The 18,823-nt window shown below is 63.8% G+C and carries 19 protein-coding genes, 1 tRNA gene and 1 pseudogene; 4 read left to right on the top strand and 17 right to left on the bottom strand.

The annotated features are described in order from the left end of the window. Positions 1-28: 28 nt before the first annotated feature. The 5 genes from G7077_RS13965 to G7077_RS12295 form a co-directional block, all read right to left on the bottom strand. Positions 29-271, bottom strand: a complete 243-nt coding sequence (locus G7077_RS13965) for a lamin tail domain-containing protein (RefSeq protein ID WP_206367641.1) — start codon at positions 269-271, stop codon at positions 29-31. A 155-nt stretch (positions 272-426) separates the two neighbouring features. Further along, the gene (clpP, locus tag G7077_RS12310; RefSeq protein WP_166411964.1) at positions 427-1,080 is read right to left on the bottom strand and encodes an ATP-dependent Clp endopeptidase proteolytic subunit ClpP; all 654 of its coding nucleotides are present in this window, start codon (positions 1,078-1,080) and stop codon (positions 427-429) included. A 60-nt stretch (positions 1,081-1,140) separates the two neighbouring features. Next, complete coding sequence (locus G7077_RS12305; protein WP_246167191.1) at positions 1,141-2,076, bottom strand: glycosyltransferase family 2 protein; 936 nt, start codon at positions 2,074-2,076, stop codon at positions 1,141-1,143. Between the two features lie 93 nt (positions 2,077-2,169). Next, positions 2,170-3,795 carry a trigger factor gene (gene tig, locus G7077_RS12300; RefSeq protein ID WP_166411963.1) on the bottom strand — a complete coding sequence of 542 codons (1,626 nt, stop codon included), beginning with the start codon at positions 3,793-3,795 and terminating at the stop codon, positions 2,170-2,172. 58 nt (positions 3,796-3,853) lie between these two features. Next, positions 3,854-3,938, bottom strand: a tRNA-Leu gene (locus G7077_RS12295). 115 nt (positions 3,939-4,053) lie between these two features. Between G7077_RS12295 and G7077_RS12290 the strand changes: the two genes are divergently transcribed. Next, on the top strand, positions 4,054-4,239 hold the full coding sequence (locus G7077_RS12290; protein ID WP_166411962.1) for a hypothetical protein: 186 nt from the start codon (positions 4,054-4,056) through the stop codon (positions 4,237-4,239). Positions 4,240-4,345: 106 nt separating this feature from the next. Here the strand turns inward: G7077_RS12290 and G7077_RS12285 are convergent, their stop codons facing one another. The 9 genes from G7077_RS12285 to G7077_RS12245 form a co-directional block, all read right to left on the bottom strand. Continuing rightward, positions 4,346-4,915, bottom strand: a complete 570-nt coding sequence (locus tag G7077_RS12285; protein WP_166411961.1) for a phosphatase PAP2 family protein — start codon at positions 4,913-4,915, stop codon at positions 4,346-4,348. Positions 4,916-4,947: 32 nt separating this feature from the next. Then, complete coding sequence (locus tag G7077_RS12280; RefSeq protein ID WP_166411960.1) at positions 4,948-5,574, bottom strand: hypothetical protein; 627 nt, start codon at positions 5,572-5,574, stop codon at positions 4,948-4,950. Positions 5,575-5,585: 11 nt separating this feature from the next. Then, on the bottom strand, positions 5,586-6,812 hold the full coding sequence (locus G7077_RS12275) for a M48 family metalloprotease (RefSeq protein WP_166411959.1): 1,227 nt from the start codon (positions 6,810-6,812) through the stop codon (positions 5,586-5,588). A 4-nt stretch (positions 6,813-6,816) separates the two neighbouring features. Continuing rightward, complete coding sequence (locus G7077_RS12270; protein ID WP_166411958.1) at positions 6,817-7,587, bottom strand: hypothetical protein; 771 nt, start codon at positions 7,585-7,587, stop codon at positions 6,817-6,819. Positions 7,588-7,688: 101 nt separating this feature from the next. Then, positions 7,689-9,296: an alkaline phosphatase family protein gene (locus tag G7077_RS12265; protein WP_166411957.1), complete on the bottom strand. Its 1,608-nt coding sequence runs from the start codon at positions 9,294-9,296 to the stop codon at positions 7,689-7,691. Positions 9,297-9,328: 32 nt separating this feature from the next. Continuing rightward, positions 9,329-10,807, bottom strand: a complete 1,479-nt coding sequence (gene gatB, locus G7077_RS12260; RefSeq protein WP_166411956.1) for an Asp-tRNA(Asn)/Glu-tRNA(Gln) amidotransferase subunit GatB — start codon at positions 10,805-10,807, stop codon at positions 9,329-9,331. Next, a complete protein-coding gene (gatA, locus tag G7077_RS12255) occupies positions 10,807-12,285 on the bottom strand; it encodes an Asp-tRNA(Asn)/Glu-tRNA(Gln) amidotransferase subunit GatA (RefSeq protein WP_166411955.1) in 1,479 nt (492 codons plus the stop codon). The genes gatB and gatA overlap by 1 nt, the downstream gene beginning before the upstream one ends. Continuing rightward, positions 12,285-12,572: an Asp-tRNA(Asn)/Glu-tRNA(Gln) amidotransferase subunit GatC gene (gene gatC, locus G7077_RS12250; RefSeq protein ID WP_166411954.1), complete on the bottom strand. Its 288-nt coding sequence runs from the start codon at positions 12,570-12,572 to the stop codon at positions 12,285-12,287. The genes gatA and gatC overlap by 1 nt, the downstream gene beginning before the upstream one ends. A 73-nt stretch (positions 12,573-12,645) precedes the next feature. After that, positions 12,646-14,334, bottom strand: coding sequence for a DUF4153 domain-containing protein (locus tag G7077_RS12245; RefSeq protein ID WP_166411953.1), 1,689 nt, complete (start codon positions 14,332-14,334; stop codon positions 12,646-12,648). A gap of 202 nt (positions 14,335-14,536) precedes the next feature. Between G7077_RS12245 and G7077_RS12240 the strand changes: the two genes are divergently transcribed. Together G7077_RS12240 and G7077_RS14350 are read left to right on the top strand one after the other, a co-directional pair. Further along, on the top strand, positions 14,537-14,944 hold the full coding sequence (locus G7077_RS12240; protein ID WP_166411952.1) for a hypothetical protein: 408 nt from the start codon (positions 14,537-14,539) through the stop codon (positions 14,942-14,944). A gap of 157 nt (positions 14,945-15,101) precedes the next feature. Then, a complete protein-coding gene (locus tag G7077_RS14350) occupies positions 15,102-15,236 on the top strand; it encodes a hypothetical protein (RefSeq protein ID WP_281347040.1) in 135 nt (44 codons plus the stop codon). A 118-nt stretch (positions 15,237-15,354) separates the two neighbouring features. Here G7077_RS14350 and G7077_RS12235 read toward each other — a convergent pair whose 3' ends face one another. The 3 genes and pseudogenes from G7077_RS12235 to G7077_RS12225 all read right to left on the bottom strand — a co-directional run bounded on the left by G7077_RS12235 (position 15,355) and on the right by G7077_RS12225 (position 17,510). Further along, positions 15,355-16,155, bottom strand: coding sequence for a hypothetical protein (locus G7077_RS12235; protein ID WP_166411951.1), 801 nt, complete (start codon positions 16,153-16,155; stop codon positions 15,355-15,357). Then, positions 16,152-17,138, bottom strand: a pseudogene (locus G7077_RS14255) (glycosyltransferase family 2 protein). Before G7077_RS14255 ends, G7077_RS12235 begins: the two are co-directional and overlap by 4 nt. A gap of 54 nt (positions 17,139-17,192) precedes the next feature. Beyond that, positions 17,193-17,510 carry a hypothetical protein gene (locus tag G7077_RS12225; protein WP_166411950.1) on the bottom strand — a complete coding sequence of 106 codons (318 nt, stop codon included), beginning with the start codon at positions 17,508-17,510 and terminating at the stop codon, positions 17,193-17,195. 211 nt (positions 17,511-17,721) lie between these two features. On the opposite strand from G7077_RS12225, the gene G7077_RS12220 reads away from it, so the two are divergent. After that, positions 17,722-18,771 carry an aspartyl protease family protein gene (locus G7077_RS12220; RefSeq protein ID WP_246167566.1) on the top strand — a complete coding sequence of 350 codons (1,050 nt, stop codon included), beginning with the start codon at positions 17,722-17,724 and terminating at the stop codon, positions 18,769-18,771. The last annotated feature ends 52 nt before the right edge of the window (positions 18,772-18,823 follow it).

Raw genomic sequence — 18,823 nt, 5'->3', positions numbered from 1 at the left:
TCGCCGTTGAACCAGCCGCTGCCGTTGGTCAGATCCGCTTGGGCAAGGATGGCTGCGTTGGCTGCCGATTGGGCAATGACGTAAACGTCGCGGCGGCGACCGTGCCGCTCAGGTTGATCGTCAGGCGCGCGGCGGTCGAGCCGTTGAAGAACATCTGGATGCGGTAGCCGGTCAGATTGATGGCAGTGCCCGTGCCGTTGTACAGCTCGATGGCCTTATTGTTGCTGCTGCCTTCGATATATTCGGAAATGATCAGGTCGGTCGCGGCCACTTCTTGCCCCCACAATGACGATGAAAGTGTCTGATATCGCGCGGGAATCGCACGATCATCAAGCGGCAACTAACCACGATTTGTGACAGTTAAAAAAGTGGCCCGGCAGACTTCCTGGTCCACCGGGCCTCCGTTCGTCGCAAACAGGAAAACGCCTATTGGGGCGTGATGTCCCCGGCGCCGGTGCTGTCACCCTCGCCTGCGTCAGGACGCGTGTCGAACACCTGGTCGATGAGGCCGAACGCCTTGGCTTCGTCCGCTTCCATGAAGGTGTCGCGGTCCATTGCGCGCTCAATCTCCTCGAGCGGCTTGCCGGTATACTTGGCGTAAAGCGAATTCAGCCGCTGGCGCATGCGCAGGATCTCGCGAGCCTGGATCTCGATGTCCGCGGCCATGCCCTGGGCGCCGCCCGACGGCTGGTGAACCATGATCCGGCTGTTGGTCAGCGCGATACGCATTCCTGGCTCGCCCGCGGCAAGCAGGAAGCTGCCCATCGACGCGGCCTGGCCGATGCAGACGGTGCCGACCCGCGGGCGGATGTATTGCATCGTGTCATGGATCGCGAGACCCGCCGTCACCACGCCGCCGGGCGAGTTGATGTACATGAAGATGTCCTTCTTCGGGTTCTCGGACTCGAGGAAGAGCAATTGGGCCGTGATGAGCGAGGCCATATGATCCTCGATCGCGCCGGTGATGAAGATGATCCGCTCACGCAGCAGCCGGGAATAGATGTCGAAGCTGCGCTCACCGCGCGTCGACTGTTCGATAACGATGGGGACGAGCTGCGAGACGATATCCTGGTGGTCCATGAGAAATGCGGATCCTTGGGTTGATTAGTTGGACATACATCGGGCGGAACGGGCGAAGGTTCAAGCGCCCGGCGCAGGGTGGGACAGATAAGCGAGCCGCCTCACCTCTCGTCGGCCGCGGGTCACGGTGTCTAGGATGAGGCCGGTAAAGAAGCAAAGAACGGCGACGATGGTCATTCCGGTGACCAGGATGGCGGTCGGAAAGCGAGGCACCAGACCGGTGCGGGCATAGGTCTCGATCAGCGGTTCGGCGATAATAAGGGCAGCAATGAAGAGGAGCAAACCGATCAGGCCGAAGAAGAGCACGGGGCGCTCGACACGATAGAGGTTGATGATCGTCTTCAGGATGCGCCAACCGTCGCCATAGGTCGACAGCTTCGAATGCGATCCCTCTAGCCGAGCGGCGTACGCAGTCTCCACCTCCCCCACCGGCATCTTCAGTTCGAGCGCGTGAACGCTCATTTCCGTCTCGATCTCGAAGCCCGACGACAGCACGGGGAAGCTTTTCACGAAGCGCCGCGAGAATACCCGGTAGCCCGAGAAGACGTCGGAGAAGGTGCGCCCGAACAGGCGCGAAAGGATGCCGGTGAACAGACGATTTCCGAGGACGTGACCGCCGCGATACGCCTGGGCCTGTTGATGCCGACGAGTGCCGACCACCATGTCGAGTTGGTGCGCGAGCAATTGATCGACCATCGCCGGTGCTGCCGAGGGATCATAGGTCAGGTCGCCGTCGGCCATGACGTAGATGTCCGCATCGACGTCGGCGAACATACGGCGGACGACGTGGCCTTTGCCTTGCTGCTTTTCGTTGCGGACGATGGCGCCCGCGGCCGCCGCGACCTCGCAGGTCCGGTCCGCGCTGTTGTTGTCGTAGACGTAGACCGTCGCATTGGGGAGCGTCCGGCGGAAACCTTCCACGGTCGCGCCGATTGCCGCTTCCTCGTTGAAGCAAGGGAGCAGCACCGCAATGCGTGGTTGGTCGGCCGTCGGCACTCAATAACCCCCGTTCGGGCTGAGCGACGTCGAAGCCCTGCCCCTCTCTAGAAAGAAAGGCAGGGCTTCCACAAGCTCAGGACGAACGGCAGCTTACTTCGCCGCTTTGGCCTTCTTGGCCGGCGCCTTCTTCGGTGCAGCCTCGGCCGCAGCAGCCTTGTCCGCAGGCTCGCTCTTCAGCGGCTTGGCGGGCTTGGGGGCAGCATCTTCCTCGGTCAGCTTGGCCTTCTTCGGCGCAACTTTCTTGGCAGGCTTTGCTTCAGCCGCAGGCTCGGCAACAGCGGCAGACTCCTCGGCCTTCGCAGCCTTGGCCTTGCCCTTCTTGGCAGGCTTGGCCTCATGCGCATGATCGCCATGGTCGTGGCCGCAGCCCGGGCCATGCACATGGCCTTCCTCGCTCTCGAGGTCCGCTTCCAGCTCGGCGCGGGTAGCCGCGCGTTCGGTGATTTCCGCCTTCGAGAAGAGGAAATCGACGACCTTGTCCTCATACAGCGGAGCGCGCAGCTGGGCGGCCGCCATCGGCTCCTGCTGGATGTACTGGATGAAGCGCTCGCGGTCCTTTGGCTGGTACTGCGAGGCGGCCTGCATCACGAGCCGGTTCATTTCCTGCTCGGTGATGTCGACGCCGTTGGCGGCACCGATTTCCGACAGAAGCAGGCCAAGGCGCACGCGGCGCTCGGCGATCTTGCGGTACTCGGCCGTTTCCTTGTCCAGCTCGGCCAGGGCCGCCTGGGTGTCATCCTCATGTTCCGCTTCGTGGCGAAGCTGGGCCATGATGTTGTTGAACTCCGCGTCCACCATCGAATCCGGCACCGGGAAGTCGTGGGCCGCCGCAAGCTGGTCGAGCAGGCGGCGCTTCATGTGGGTGCGGGTCAGATTGTTGAGTTCCTGCCCCTGCTGATCGCGAAGAATTTCCTTGAGCTTGTCGAGGCTGTCGAGGCCGAGGGTCTTGGCGAAATCCTCGTCCACCTTGGTTTCGCCCGCGACCTTCACCGCCTTGATCGTTACCGCAAAATTTGCGGGTTTGCCCTTCACCTTTTCCGACGGATAATCGTCGGGGAAGGTGACCTTGACGTCGCGGTTGTCGCCGACCTTCACGCCCTGGAGACCTTCCTCGAAGCCCGGGATCAGATTGCCCGAGCCGAGCTCGATCTGCATGTCCTCGCCCGAACCGCCATCGAACTTCTCGCCATCCACGGTGCCGACGAAGTCCATGACCACCAGATCGCCATTCTCGGCCGCCTTGCCCTCAGGCGCGTCTTCCCAGCTTTTGTTGGAGCTTGCGAGACGCTGGAGCTGCTCGTCGACCGCAGCTTCGTCCGGCTCGACCGTCAAACGTTCCAGCTTCAAGCCTTCAATGCTCGGAGCAGCGATGTCGGGCAGCGCTTCCAGGCTGACCTTCACCTCGGCATCCTTGCCAGGAGCGTAGCCGTCGACCAGCTCGACCTGCGGCTGGAGCGCGGGGCGGAGCTTCTGCTCGGCGAGCAGCTTCTGGACGCCCTCCTGAACTGCGGAGTTCAGCGCCTCTCCCTGCAGGGAGTCGCCGTGCATCTTCTTGATGAGGTTGGCCGGGACCTTACCGGGACGGAAGCCGGGCATGCGGACCTGCGGCGCGAGTCGGCGCACTTCCTGCTCGACGCGGGCCTCGATCTCCTTGGCCTCGATGGTGAGCGTGTAGGCCCGCTTCAGGCCCTGGTTTTCCGTCTCAACGGTCTTCATGTCGCTGTGCAATCCCGGTGTTGAATCTGTTTCGAGGAGTTTTCGCGGTCCGGTGGAATGGTGCGGGCGAAGGGACTCGAACCCCCACATCTTGCGATACTGGTACCTAAAACCAGCGCGTCTACCAATTCCGCCACGCCCGCGCGGACGCCCTCAAGGGTGCGCGGCCTATAGCAAGGATGGGGCGCGGAGCAACCCGGGGCGTTGGGCAACCTTCGACGAGTGGCGGGCGTTGGCAGGGGAAAGGAGTTCCAAGAGATGCAACAGCTTCCACCATTCCCCGAAGAGCCCGCCAATCCCACCGAGCCGGCCCAGCCCACCCAGCCCGGCGGACCCAGCCCGGCACCCAGCGAGACTCCGCCAAGCGGCCCCGATGTCGACGTCCCGTCGCCCGCAAGCCCGGGAACGCTGCCGCCGTCGACGCCGATCGGTCCGGTCGCCTGATGGCGAGCGTTCCGCCCGACCCATCCGAGCCCGAGCATCTGCCGGAAGAGTTGCCGGACCTACCGGGCGAGCCGGGGCAACCGCCGCCACTAGATCCGGTGGTTCGCTAGGGCTTCGCCATCTGGCGGAGCCACCGGTCGACGATCGCCTCAGCCGCCAAGCCGATCAAGGCGCCTGCCACGACGTCGCTCAGATAATGCTTGCTGCGGATGACCTGCGTCGAACCGATGGTGCCGGCGACGGCCAGCGCGGCGCCGTGCTGACCGGGAAATTCGCGCCCCAGTGCCCTGGCGATGGCCACGGGGCTGGCGGTGTGGCCGGACGGGAAGCTGTTGTAGTCGCTTTCGTACCTTTGGCCTTTACGCAGCTCATACTTGCCCTGCTCGGGGATCAGGTCGGGCCGCGTACGATCAACCAGCCGTTTCGCAAGATTCTTCAGGCGTATGGCGACGAAGTGGCTTGCCAGCATCCGAAAGCCAACCTTGGCCGTGCGCCGGTCGCCCATCAGCACGCCGGTGGCAAGCACCGCACCGGTGATGAGATACATGGGTGGTTGGTCGCCAACGTCGCTAATCGTGCCTGCAATCTTCACCGGCTTGCGCTTGCGCAACGGCGTCAACGACTTCGCAACGGCGAGATCCGCCTTTTCGACCGGTGTCTTGGGTTTGCGCGCCATGCTGCCCCAACAAGAGAGGCGCGTGGCTGTTCCTAGCGAGCGCGCAATCGGGCCGAGCGGACGATCGCTTCGAAGTCTGGCAGCGCCGCCCCGAAGTAATGTGAACGCGCACCATCGACGAGGATGAAATAGAGTTCGCCGTTAATGACCGCCCCGACGGCTCGGCCACGGCGCCACAGTTCGTCACCGTCGAGATGTTCGAAGTCGAACTGGAAGCCGCTGTAGCCCATGAAGGGCCTCGGCTGCAGGCCGGTGGTGCGGAAATCGACGGCACCGCCCCGCACCCGATACAGCGTCTCGATCATCGAGGTGATCTCCGGCGCCATCATGTCGGAGCGGAACTTGGGCACCTGCCGCTCATCCGTCCGCCGCTGCCGGACCAGATATTTGTTGTTGGGCAGGCCCGCCACGAACATCATGCCGTCGAGATAAGGTCCGTTCAGCGTCCAGTCCTCGGCATAGCGAACATCGTCGAAAAAGCGCGGGCGCTGCTTGTTCCAAGGGCGCGGCGGAGTGACGACAAGCGATCCGTCCGCAACCGGTCGCGGCTTGACGCTGACCAGGCTGTAGTAACTGCTGCCGAAGCTTTCGCCGCCCACCCCGGTGCAGGCGCTCAGCGCGCATGTCGAGGCGAGCACAATGGCGATCGTGCGTTTCATGGACCTCTCCTTCAGCCTGCCATTTGCCGGATGAACGGCGCGTCGGGCGCGCTTGGCGCCATCTTGAGGTAGCGCTGCAGCGCAGACCTGGCCTCCGCCTGCCGCCCCTGCTTCATCAGCGACAGGCCATGCCAGCGCCACGCGTCGGCGGGCGCGTCGGGGTAGGATACGGCGACCGCATAGCCCTGTGCCGCCCGCTGATCGTCGCCCGCGCGGTTGCGAAGCCGCCAGACCTCCGCTTCGTAGAACCGCAGCAAGCCGTTCCAGCCATCCTTCGCGAGCGTCTCGATCAGGTACTGGCTTGCACCCGGGTCGTTGAGCTTGACCTGATCGTCGAGCAGCATCGGGCGGATACCGCCGATCGCCTGCAAGTAGCGGGCGCGGCGGTCGTCGTAGCGGCGGCCAGGAACCGTCACCTCCGCCGCGATCGCGCGCAGGTCGGCCAGACGGCTTTCCGGCGATGGGTGAGTTTCGAACAGGCTGTAGCGCCGGCGGCGGCGCTTGCGGCGATAGCGGGCGCTGGCCTCCTCCTCGCCGATCAGCTGAGACCAGGTGGTGGACATCTCGATCGCCGGATAGCCTTGCTCGGCCAGCAGGCGCGCGCCCATCGCATCCGCCTCCGCCTCCATGCCGCGGCTGTACTGAAGCAGCGAGAGGATGGTGCCGAGCTCCGCCAGTTGGGCGATGTCACCGACATAAGCTCCGGTGGCACCAGCAATCCCGCCGAGCGCCATCTGACCGACCGCGAACAGATCCGACTTGCGCTTGAGGTCGCGCCAGCTGCGGATCTGGTGCTTGCGCAGGAAATGGCCGGATTCGTGGGCGATTACGCCGGCAAGCTGCGCCTCGTTGCGCATGCGCAGCAGCAGCCCGGTGAAGACGACCGAAAAGCCGGTCGGGAACATCATGGCGTTGAAGTCGGGCACGCGCGCCAGATAGATTCGCATGTCCTTGGCCGCCGGCCCGCCGACGTCAGCGATGATGTTCTGCAGGTAGGAGGTGACCGTAGGATCCTTGACCAGCAGGTTGGAGCCGGAAATCTCCTCCTCCACCCGCTCCATCTGCTGCCACATGCCCTTTTCGTCGGCATCGACGGGACGGTAACCGGGGCCGATCAGCGGCACCATGTCCTGCGGCCGGACTCGGGCAGTCGCGGCGCCGGTCCCGAGCGCAGCCGCCAAGGTGCCACCGCCGATCAGCAGGTTGCGGCGCGACGTTTCGAAACAGCGCATGCACATGGCGTCAGGACCCCTGCATGCGGCGCTGCAGCCGACCCGGCTTCATGCGATCAAGAAGGCGGTCAACCATCTGCGCGGCGCCGTCGGGCGAACGGATGTCACCGAACCTCACGCCGGGGAGCTGACTGCCCGTCTGGAGCACGTTGAACCACACCACTTCGCCGGTGCGAAGGTCGACCAGGGACGCATAGGCCATTTGGCTGCTGCCGCCGCTCGGTGCGCAGAATCCAATCGCGCAACCGGCGATGCCCAGCACCTGCATCGCGGTCCGTCCTGTCGAGGCGATATTGTCCTGAGCATAAAGGAAGAGCGCATATTCATAGCCGGTCTTGCGACCGATCTGCACCGCATCCTCACCGAGCGTATATTCGATGCCCTTGCCGCGCTTCGTCGGCAGGTAAGCACCCATATATTTGTGCATGGCGATGGAGTTGCCGACCGCGGCATGGAGCCGCTCGAGATCGGCAACCGTCTCCTCATTGACTCCGGGAAGCTCGTTGCGGCGGGCAAGGATCTGCGTCTTGCCGCCGCGGGTCGCCTGCTGCGTGCGGAGCGCGGCGATGATGTTCGCGCGCGCCTGCTCGGTCCAATCGGCGCGCGCCTCGGGCAAGCCGCCCATCGTCAGCGAATTCACCGTCACGTCGGGACGCATGACCAGCAGGCGATAATCGCCCCGCGGCGGCGCGAAGTCGACGTCGGCGAATTGACGCGTCTGCACGCAGGCGCTCAGCGGCACGACAAGAGCCAAGGCGAACGCAAGCCCTAAGCGGCGCATAATCCTCTCCTACAGGACGGCAACCATGCAGCCGGCCCCCAGGTTCCGGATTGCCGTCCCAAAGCTGAACGGATCGTGAAAATTCTATAAAAGTGAGGGACTTAGCGGGATGGGCAACGCACTCCGGGAACAGTCTTGAGGCACTTGCCGTCGACCGATCCGGGCGTCAGCGGAAGGCGGATCAGGCCCGCAAGCGTCGGCATCAGGTCCACCGTCTCGACCGCATCGTTGCGAAGCACCGGCTTCATTCCCTTGCGCCAGAACAGCAGTGGCACACGACGGTCGTAATCATAAGGACTGCCGTGCGTTGCAACGGAATCGTCGGGCTCGTGGACCGGGTTGATGTTCGGCTTCAGCAGTACGGTGATGTCGCCCGAGCGCGCAGGATCGAAGGACGCGCGCGCCCGCTGGATCAGCGTCCAGTTCACGGGCGACCCCGTCGGCATCGACGTCGCGATCAATTCGGCTTTGGTGAAGGCTGCCGCAACCTGCCGGTCGGCGCGGTACCGGGGAAGCGCCGCGGCAACGATCTTCTGCCGAGTTTCAGCAGGCAAGCTGCCGTCTACGTAGATCGCCCCGCCGTAAGTCTTCAGCGGCGACTTGGGGAGGCCGAGCTGACGCGCAATCGTGTGGCCTACCGCGGCCTTGGACAGCGCATTGCTGATGCGCGTGGCGGCTACGCCGTTGAGTCGCAGCCGCTCCGGCGCGTCCTGCCCGCCATGATCCGCGGAAAGCGCGACCGCATAATCGATCCCGGCGCGATCGAGCATCCCGAAGAAACCGCCAAGATCGCGGTCGACCGACAGCAATTGCAGGCACATCTCCTGCCCGCCTGGGCCGAATTTATGGCCGACGTAGTCCGTCGCGGAAAGGCTGACAGCGAGAAGATCAGTCGCGCGCCCCTTGCCCAGTCCAAGCTCCTGAACGAGCGATGCCGCAAGCGCCAATGTCGCCGCGTCGAACTCGGGAGAGTCGTGGAACGCGTCTTCATCCCCCGCCGCGCGGTCGAAGCGGCCATCACCGATCCGGTACTTGACCGTGGGGATCACCAGCGGCTGCGCCTTCGCGGCACAAAGCGGTGGAGGCTGAAGCGGCGCCCGTGCGGTTGCGATCGCCTGCTTCGCCGCGCTGTTGGCCAGGGCGACCGAGCGTGGAGGTGGACCAACGGGAAGGTCCGTCACGAAGCTCCCATCGGCCCAATACCAGCGCTGGTCGGGCGTGTGGCCGCCCATCATAACCGCGGAACGGTCCTTGCCGGCCACGGCGACGCTCCGCGACAATGGCCAGCGGCGTTTCATCAATTCGCCAAGCACCGGCATTTTCAGGTGGACGGGCGAGACCTTATACTTGTCGGACGTGGTGCCGGGCGCCGTCTCGTCTTCCGCGCAATAGACCTGCTTGTCTGCGCGTGGCGCCGCGAAATTGTACCAGTTGTTCGCGATGATGCCGGTGCGTGCCGGCCGGCCGCCGGTCAGGAGCGTCGCATGGCCCGGGCAGGTCTGGGTCGTCGCATGGCTCTGATAAGCGTTGCGGAACGCCGTTCCCCCCGCCAGCCGCGCAAGGCCGCCCGTGAAATGCGGGCGATATTCGTCGAACAGGTCGCCCGAGAGTTGGTCGATCGATATGACGACCAGAAGCTTGGGCGGCTTTGCGGCAGCCGGCGTTGCGGCGAGACCAAGAGCGGCGGCGATGAAAGCGAGCTTGCGCATAAGCTCCCGCTAAGCCGCTCTCGGTGACACCATCATGACAGCTTTGCCCGGAGGCGTTCGTTCACCACCTGTGGGTTGGCCTTGCCGCCCATCGCCTTCATCGTCTGCCCGACGAAGAAGCCGAAGAGAGCCTCCTTGCCCGCCTTGTACTGCTCGACCTTTTCGGCATTGGCGGCAAGGATCTTGTCGATCTCGGCGTCGATCGCGCCCGTGTCGCTGGTCTGCTTTAGGCCACGGCTCTCGACGATGCTGGCTGCGCCATCGCCGCTCTCCAGCATGATCTCGAATACCTGCTTGGCGATGGTGCCGCTGATGGTGCCGTCGGCGACCAGGCCGAGCAGTTCCGCAGCCTGAACGGGCGTTACCGGGCTGTCTTCGATGTCCTTGCCGAGGCGGTTCAGCGCGCCGAACAGCTCGGACGTCACCCAATTGGCTGCAGCCTTCGGTTCAGCGCCTGCATCGAGCAGCGCATCGAACCAGCGCGCGCTTTCGACTTCCGCCGTCAGAACAGCCGCGTTGTAAGCGGTAATGCCGTGCGCTTCGTAGCGCTTGCGCTTGGCGTCGGGCAGTTCGGGAAGGCTGGCGCGGCACTCCTCCAGGAAGGCGTCGTCCAGTTCCAGTGGCAGCAGGTCGGGATCGGGGAAGTAGCGGTAATCGTGCGCATCTTCCTTCGAGCGCAGCGTCCGCGTGACGCCCTTGTCCGGGTCGAACAGCCGGGTTTCCTGCGCGACCTCGCCGCCTTCCTCGATCAGGTCGACCTGACGCCGCGCCTCATGCTCGATCACCTGCATGACGAAGCGGACGGAATTGACGTTCTTGGTCTCGGTGCGGGTGCCGAACGCGTCTCCGGGCTTGCGCACGCTGACATTGACGTCGGCGCGCATCGAGCCTTCCTCCATATTGCCGTCGCACGAGCCGACGTAGCGGAGGACTGCGCGGAGCTTGCGCAGGTAGGCTCCGGCTTCTGCAGGCGAGCGCATGTCCGGCTTGGACACGATCTCCATCAGCGCAACGCCCGACCGATTGAGGTCGACGTAGCTCATGGTCGGATGCTGGTCGTGCATCAGCTTGCCCGCATCCTGCTCGACGTGAATGCGCTCAACACCGATTGTCCGGGCGCTGCTCTCGTCCTTTTCGTCGAGGAGAACGGTCACTTCGCCCTCACCCACCAGAGGATGGTAGAGCTGGCTGATCTGGTAACCCTGCGGAAGGTCGGCGTAGAAGTAGTTCTTCCGGTCGAAGCGCGACCATTTGTTGATCTGGGCATCGATCGCCATGCCGGTGCGGACTGCCTGGCGTATGCACTCGCGGTTGGGCACCGGGAGCATGCCGGGCATCGCCGCGTCCACCAGACTCACCTGCGTGTTCGGCTCCGCCCCAAAGGCGGTTGCCGCGCCGGAGAACAGCTTCGACGCGGTGGCGGTGATCTGCGCATGGACTTCAAGGCCGACTACGACCTCCCAGTCGCCGGTTGCACCTCTGATGCGGAAAGGAGCGCCTGCGTCAGCCATTACCACCACTTCTCCGGGCGGGCGGTGAAGCCGGCCCGTTCTTCGATCGCGAGTCCGGCGTTGAGCACGCCCTGCTCGTCCAGTTCATTGCCGATGATGTGCAGCCCGAGCGGGAGACCTTGCGCGTCTAGACCGCCGGGGACGGTCATCGCGGGGAGACCTGCCAGGCTTGCCGGAACCGCAAACACATCGTTGAGGTACATGGCGAGCGGGCCTGTCGTCTCGCCGATGCCGAACGCTGCCGACGGCGCCGTGGGAGTCAGGATCAGGTCGCACTTCTCGAAAGCTTGCGCGAAGTCGCGCTTGATCAGTGCGCGGACTCGCTGCGCCTTGTTGAAGTAGGCGTCGTAGAAACCGGCCGAGAGCACATAGGTGCCGATCATGATCCGGCGCTTCACCTCGTCGCCGAAGCCTGCAGCGCGGGTTGTGGCATACATGGCGTCGAGATTGCCGCCTTCCGGTACCTCGCGCATGCCGTAGCGAACGCCGTCGTAGCGCGCGAGGTTGGACGAGGCCTCCGCCGGCGCGATGATGTAATAGGTGGGCAGCGCATGTTTGGTGTGCGGCAGGCTGATCTCGACCGGCTCAGCGCCGGCGTCGCGAAGCCATTCGACGCCCTGATCCCAGAGCGCGTTGATTTCGGCGGGAACGCTGTCGATGCGATACTCCCTGGGAATACCAACACGCTTGCCCTTGAGATCGCTCGACAGTCCCGCTTCCCACTTGGGCACCGGGAGGTCCAGCGAGGTCGAATCCTTGGCATCGAAGCCGGCCATCGCCTCCAGCAGGATGGCGCAATCGCGTACGTCGCGCGCCATTGGCCCGGCCTGATCGAGCGAGCTTGCGAACGCGACGATGCCCCAGCGCGAGCAGCGGCCGTATGTCGGCTTGATTCCGGTGATGCCGGTAAACGCCGCCGGCTGGCGGATCGAACCTCCGGTGTCCGTCCCGGTAACGCCCGGCGCAAGACCCGCCGCGACTGCCGCCGCCGATCCGCCCGAGCTTCCGCCAGGGGTCAACGCTGCATTGCCGCCGTCATTGCGCTTCCATGGGGACAGAACCGGGCCGTAGGCGCTGGTCTCGTTGGACGAGCCCATCGCGAACTCGTCCATGTTGAGCTTGCCCAGCATGCCGGCGCCCGCCGCCCGCAGCTTGGCGGTGACGGTGCTTTCATATTCCGGCTTGAAGCCCTTGAGGATGTTGCTTCCCGAGGTGCTGTCCACACCCTTGGTCGCAAACAGGTCCTTGATGCCGAGCGGAATGCCGGCGAGCGCGCCCAGTTCGCCAGAGCCTCGAGCCTCATCGGCGGCATTGGCGCAGGCGATTGCATCGTCAGGAGTCTCGACCGTGTAGGCGTTCAACTGACGCCCGGCCACAACCGCGGCATTGAACGCTTCAGCGATTTCTAGCGCGGTGAACTCACCCGAGCGGAAGCCATCCCGCAGTTCGGCGATGGTCTTGAGGGTCAGCTCCGACACTATTCGATCACCTTCGGAACCGCGAAAAAGCCGTGCTGCGCGTCCGGTGCGTTGGCCAGCACCTCGTCGCGGCAGTTGCCGTCGTTCACCACGTCGTCGCGAAGGCGCAGCTTCTGATCAATCACCGCGGTGAGCGGCTCAACACCATCGGTGTTCACTTCACCGAGCTGTTCGACCCAGCCGAGAATGTTGTTGAGCTCAGGCACGAGCCTTTCCAGCTCCTCCTCACTCATGGCAAGCCGCGCCAGCTTGGCGATGTGCCTGACGGTATTCGTATCTACGGACATGTCTTCCTCAAGACGGTTCGCGGAGCGAACCTTGGGGCGCGGCTAGCAGGCGCTCCCCTGCCCTTCAAGGCGGCTATTCGAAGACGTCACCCACCGGCTTGCCGTCGATGAAGAGTTGTCGCCGCTGAACGGTGCGGATCTCCGCCTTACCGTCGAGGTTCGGCCGCGGCGGCGTGACGCGGGCGTACGGCTGCCAGTCGTCATACTGGTTCCACCGCCCATCTTCCCCGCGGCCGATGCGCAGGCTCTGCACCTGCCCATCCCTGGCCTGACTTCCCGCGAGGATCGCCTTATCTGCATCGACAAAGGTCAGCACGCAGGTCGCCTCCCGGCACCAGCTGCTGCGCTCGATCACCGCCATCGCTCCTTCGGGCACCGCCGTTCCGGCCGGGACGACCCGCAGATTCTGCCGAACCAAGGGCGCAGCCGTGGCCGCCTCAACCGCCTCCTGGACTTCGTAGCGCCCCTTGGACTTCAGCGCGGCACTCGCCATCACGCGCTGATCCGCTGGGCCGGTCCTTGCAATGTCGGCAAGGCGCCTGCGGCCGGCGGGCCCGAACTCGAACGCCATCGCCTGCCAGTCGAACTTGGCTGCATCGACCTGACCGCGGTGAAGCCGCGCGAGTTGCGAGTTGGCCGATACCGCGCCGAAATCGACGATCGGAAGTGCCAGGAACAGGGCGAGCGCGCACAGGCCGATCGCCAGCTTGATCTGAACAGGACGAAGCGCCTCGTCGAATTCGAGCTGGCGGCGAATGGCCGACCACCAGCCGGCAGCGCCATAGGCGATCGTCACCCCAATAGCGACGACGCCCCACATCCGCTCGGGCGTCCAGCCATATTGTCCGATCCGCTGCCCCAGGGACCATGCCGAGAGAAGCCCAAGCGGGAGGATGGTCAGGATCAAGATCAGCGCTGACAGCAGAAGAACGCGGCTCGGGGACCTTTCCTGCCTTCCGTCGCCGATCACGGCATTGGTGAAGACGAAGGCTGCAACAGCGAGCGCCAACAGGACGGGAGTCGCGCCGTCGAAGGGGCCGTGATCCTTGAAGCCCGTCAGCGGAAAGCTGATCAGGAAGATGGTCAGGGCGGCGGCGAGCACCGGCGCCATGACAGAGAAGACCACCATCACGAGGCGATGAAGGGTACCCAGCAACGCATCGCGCTCACGAAGGAGGCCCAGCGCGCCGCCGAACGCGATGCCGGCGAGCATCCAGCCGAACCAGCTGTCGTTCAGCAGGTCCTTGATCAGGCGGATTCCGATCAGGTCGAACAAGGCGCCGATGAGGAAAGCCAGGACGAAGGCGACGCCGGTGAAGAACAGGCTCGCGCCCGCGATCACGCCGTCCACCCAGGCATGACGATGGAGACGCTCGTAAGGGATGCGCCATGCACCTTCGTCGCGGACGGTCTGGAACAAGGGAGCAGCGATGGCCACCGCGAAGATGCCGGCCAGGAACGGCCACTCGAAGATCTCGCCCCGCTGATTGTATCTGGCGGTGAACCAGCCGACGAGCGCGATGACGAGTCCCCAAGCCACGGCGAAAGCGGCCGCCCAGCTCCATCGCCGCCGCTCTACCGTCAGGACGAAGCTGATCGCCGCAATTCCGATAAAGGTCGCGCCTGCCTCCCGCCCTGGGCTCGGCTCTATGGAATGAACTTTGGTCAACCAATTGAAGAGGAGGCCCGCAACCGCGCACACCGCCGCCATGATCCACGGCCGGGGCGGCCAGGGCTCCCGCTCATCCTGTCTCAAGCTCATCTCTGTTCCCCTACTTGCAGGCTGGCAGTGCTGCCCGATGGAGGCAAGCGCCTACTGCAACCTGCGGTGAGCAGCATGAGCTTATGGTGAGCAATCGCGGTTAAACCGACAGTCCCAGGGCGGGGCAGTGCGAAAGTCCTGCTTGTTGCGAACAGAAAGAAATCGCTAACCATCGTCAACGCCGCTCAAGGAGGTCGACCACATGCAGCATTTCTCACCCAGCGGTGTTACCGACCCCACCCTGATCCGGGGCCTGATGGCGGCCGACGACGTTGCCGGCTTTCTGGCCAAAGTGGACAGCCGACGCTTCCTCTACCGCGCCCGAGTGGAGCGGGAGAAGGCCAGGGGCACCGATAACCCGTACGAACGGATGGTCCACCTCAAGGCGGCGCAACTGCATCGCAACCTCGCCTTTTCGGTGGCTGGCAAGCAGCGGGCCACTTCTTGCGTGGAGGTCATCTACCCGTCGGCGATCGAAAAGCAGATGGAGGCTTATCAGGGCGACGATGGTCCTCGCGTCCGCGTCACCGCCGTGATTTTCGGCGGCACCCTCGGCCTTCTCGGCTTGATCGGCGCAACTTCGCAAATCCTTCTCATGATTGCGAGCTGACCTTAACAATCACTGCCAGCGCGCAACCCGGCGCGTAGTTCGACGTTCGGGTAATATGTCGAATCAATCCGGCCTTTTTCAACGGCTTAGTTCCGGTCGCGGGCGTCGTGTGCGCTCAACCGCCTACCGGGATGGAAAGCGGAACCGCCCTATTCGCGTGCTCCCGCTCGCGATCGGCGCGGTGCTTGCAACTGTGTCCGTCGCCGGGGCTGCGTCTCAGGCGAGCCGCGAATTGTCGCACGGCCGCTATGCCGCGGAAATCCTGAAAGACGCAATCAAAGAGCGCGCCTAAAAAGCGCGTGTGAGCCCGAAACTCAGCTGCGTATAATTGTAGGACTGCCCGCTGACCGTCGGCGTTTCACTGAATGTGAAAGCACCGGTCACTGCCCAGCGATCCCGAACCGGACTCGTCACTCGAGCATTGAAGTAGGTTGACCGGCGCCAGTCGGAGGCATTGTCCTTCTGCATGCCGTAGCCGCCCGCAACCAGATACATCCAGCCACGATCAAACCGACGGAGCTGTAGGACCGGCAGCACCTGCGCGTACCATTTAGGCGAATAGTAATCATATTCCCGGGGTCGCTATTTCGGAAATATCGCGTTCGGACCTGCGCCGTGAGCCCCAACCCGGGGTCGAGCACATGAACATAGTTCAGGCGCAGATGGCGACGCACATTCTCGCCTGTAAAGGTCTGAACGGCACCCAGCACAGTGAAGATGTTGCGGTCGTCGGCCGGAATATCCACCGCGGCGCCAAGGATGGTGTAGTAAAGGCCGCGACTAAGACCTTGCCGGGTTTCGAGAATATCGCGCTCTATGAAGAATTCTTTGCGCACCGCGGCTTCGTCGTGCAGGCTGGCGGAGCCGATGACATTATGCCCATCGGTGCCGACCTGCGCCGCCCCTTTCCACTCGCCCTGGCTGCTCGACGCACGGACATAGACGCGGTTGTCGCCCTGCCAGCCGGCGCCGACCGGGTTGAACCGGACCTTCTCTATGCGAAAGCCAACATAATCTTCCGGCCCGACGGAGCGGATGTCGAGGTTGACCCCGGCTTTCAACACCTCCGTCTCGTCGGCGTCGGTGGAGTAGGACACGTCGGCGCCGATTGCGCGGTCGCGGCGGTCCTCCCGGTCGGTTGGATCGCTCACCTGAGCCTGGGCGGTGCCCGCCACCAGACTCGCAAGCAGTGCAACCGAAACTCGATTCATTTGGTACCCCATTTTTTCCGCATGCCCGCCAACTCTGACGCATAGCCCCATACACAGACGGGCTGCATCAGCACCGTGTAAACCAGCAGGTAGAAGAACAGCCCCACATAATTGTGGTTCATCTCTATCCCCTGCCGCCGAACCATCCTCGATTGAGTCCGGTAGATGATGAGGTTCCACAATCCGGCGAGCGGCAGCACTGCAAGGGTCATCGGCCCTGCAATCCAGAAGATGCCGAAACAAGCCGCCACGACGCCGGGGATGAAGATCAGGGTGTAGGCGAGGTCCAGGGGCAGGAAGAGCAGGTTCCACCAGATGAACATCACCGAGAGCCGCGGCTTGAACAGCAGGTCTTCATGATGATGGAGGGCCTCCACCAGCCCGCGGGACCAGCGCTTCCGCTGCAGCGAGAACTGCCGGAAGGTTGCCGGTGCGTTGGTGAAGACCACCGCATCTTCGGCATAGCCGGTGCGCCAGCCCTTCTTGAGCAGCGCCCAGGTCAGCACGATGTCTTCACCGACGCATTCGGGCCAGCCGCCGACCTCGACCAGAGCATCCTTGCGGTAGATGGAAAAGGCGCCCTAGGCGACGAGCGTACCGTGGTACATGCTCTGCATCCGCTTCACCGCGGAAATGCCGTGGAAATAGTCCCACTCCTGTGCACCGGTGATCAGCGATTCTTTCGAATTGCGGACGAGCACAGCGCCCGCGACCGCGACCGTGCCCGGCGGATCCGACATCAGCCGCTCGACGATATCGGTCAGCGCGTCGGACCGGAGGCGGGAATCCCCATCGATGGTGACGATGAGATCGTGCCGCGCTGCTGCCAGTCCGTCGTTCAGCACCGCCGCCTTGCCGCGGTTCACCTGAAAGTCGAGAACGCGGACCGTCACGTGCGGCGGGAATTCCACGTCGCGGATCGCCTGCTCGGCCACCGCCACTGTGCGATCGGTGGAACCGTCGTTGAGGACGAGTACCTCCAGTTCGCCGGGATAATCCTCGAACGCGATGCTCTCGATCGTGTGACCGATCGCCTCTTATTCCTGATAGGCGGCGATAAGGATTGTGACGCCCGGATAGAAAGCCGGACGCACCCGGCGCGGCCGCTTGTCGAGCAGCAAGGTCGTCACCAGGAACGCGTTCATGAAACCGGGCACGTAGGCGATGAAGGTGATCGCAATGAGCGCGAACAGCCAATGGGTGACGGCCCCAAGCTCATCCATCCACCGGCCCGACACCCAGACACTGAAGAAGGTCCAGGCAAGCGCCACCAGCAAGGCGATCGAGAATTTGACGCGAATTGGGATGTAGAAGGAGGCGCGGCCCGCAGGGCCCCTAAGTGATGCCGATGCCACCTTGGGTTCTACGCTGTTACGACTGGGACGGGTACATCCATATTAATTTGCAGAATAGAAGAAAGTTCCTGCATCGACGTTAACGGCCTGTGATTGGGCGTAGTTGTGGCGCCTATGCACATCGAGCGGTCCGAGCGCCATACCGTCGGAAGTCGTGGTCATCAGCATGAAAATGGCGTAGATCGTGGTTCGGAGAGGTCGAGCCGTGCCGATGCGCGAAAAGCTGTTCGTGATACCGCTGGCGGTCGCGCTTTCGGCCGGACTTGGTGCCGCGCCAGTGCCCAAGATCCGCAGGCCGGTCGAGGTGCCAACCACGGCAGGTACAATGCCGAGCCTTCCGCCGGCCATCGTCGATCCCGCGCTCACCATCGGCGGAGACGACGTAAAGGCGCGTCAGGCGCAATCGCGGCTCAGCGTCGAAGTTCACGTCAACGGCAGCGGCCCGTATCAATTCGTCGTAGATAGCGGTGCCGACAGTTCCGTGATCGGCCTCCGCATCGCCCAAAACCTTCGATTGCCGCTTGGCACCCCGGTGATCCTCAACAGCATGACGGGCACCAGCATCGTCGACCGAGTGCATACGTCCAGCCTCAAGCTGGGACCGACAACCGTCAGCGATCTCGAACTGCCCGCACTACGCGAGGAAGACCTCGGCGGTCAGGGACTGATCGGGATCGACGCGCTGGTGCGCCGACGGCTGATGATGGATTTCGAACAACACAAGATCAAAGTCGAAGACGCCAGCGTACCGATTAAATTTGTGCCGGGCGAAATCGTCGTTGTCGGCAAGCGGCGGCGCGGCCAACTCATCCTGACTCACGTGAAAGCGCGGAGCATCGAACTGGATGCGGTGATCGACACGGGGTCGGAGCTGACGATCGGCAACTTGCTGCTGCGGGAAAAGCTCGTGAGGCGGCGCACGCCACTGGGACGCGTCGAGGCGATCGGCGTCAACGGCAAGAAGGTCGATCTTGACGTTGCAATCATTCCCGAACTCGCGATTGGCCCGATTGTCATCAGGAATCTACCGGTCGCGTTCGCCGACTTGCCTCCGTTCAAAGTGTTCGGGATCGACCGGCAGCCGGCCCTTTTCCTCGGAACCGACGTGTTGCAACGCTTCCGGCGCGTGTCGCTCGATTTTCAGGCGCGCAAGGTCCGATTCCAGCTGCGCAAGTGCGAGCCCGCCGACTTCACGCTAGTGCGAACCACGTCGCTCGGCGGGAGCTTCCCGTCCACGCCTGCCTCTCAATCGTGCGGCTGACGGATGGACGGCGCCGTGTAGCCCTTGCGGGTGCCGCCGCGCGCCCCTAACC

Source organism: Sphingomonas piscis (genome assembly GCF_011300455.1).
GTDB lineage: Bacteria > Pseudomonadota > Alphaproteobacteria > Sphingomonadales > Sphingomonadaceae > Sphingomicrobium > Sphingomicrobium piscis.
This window is presented reverse-complemented; position numbering and strand designations above follow the sequence as displayed.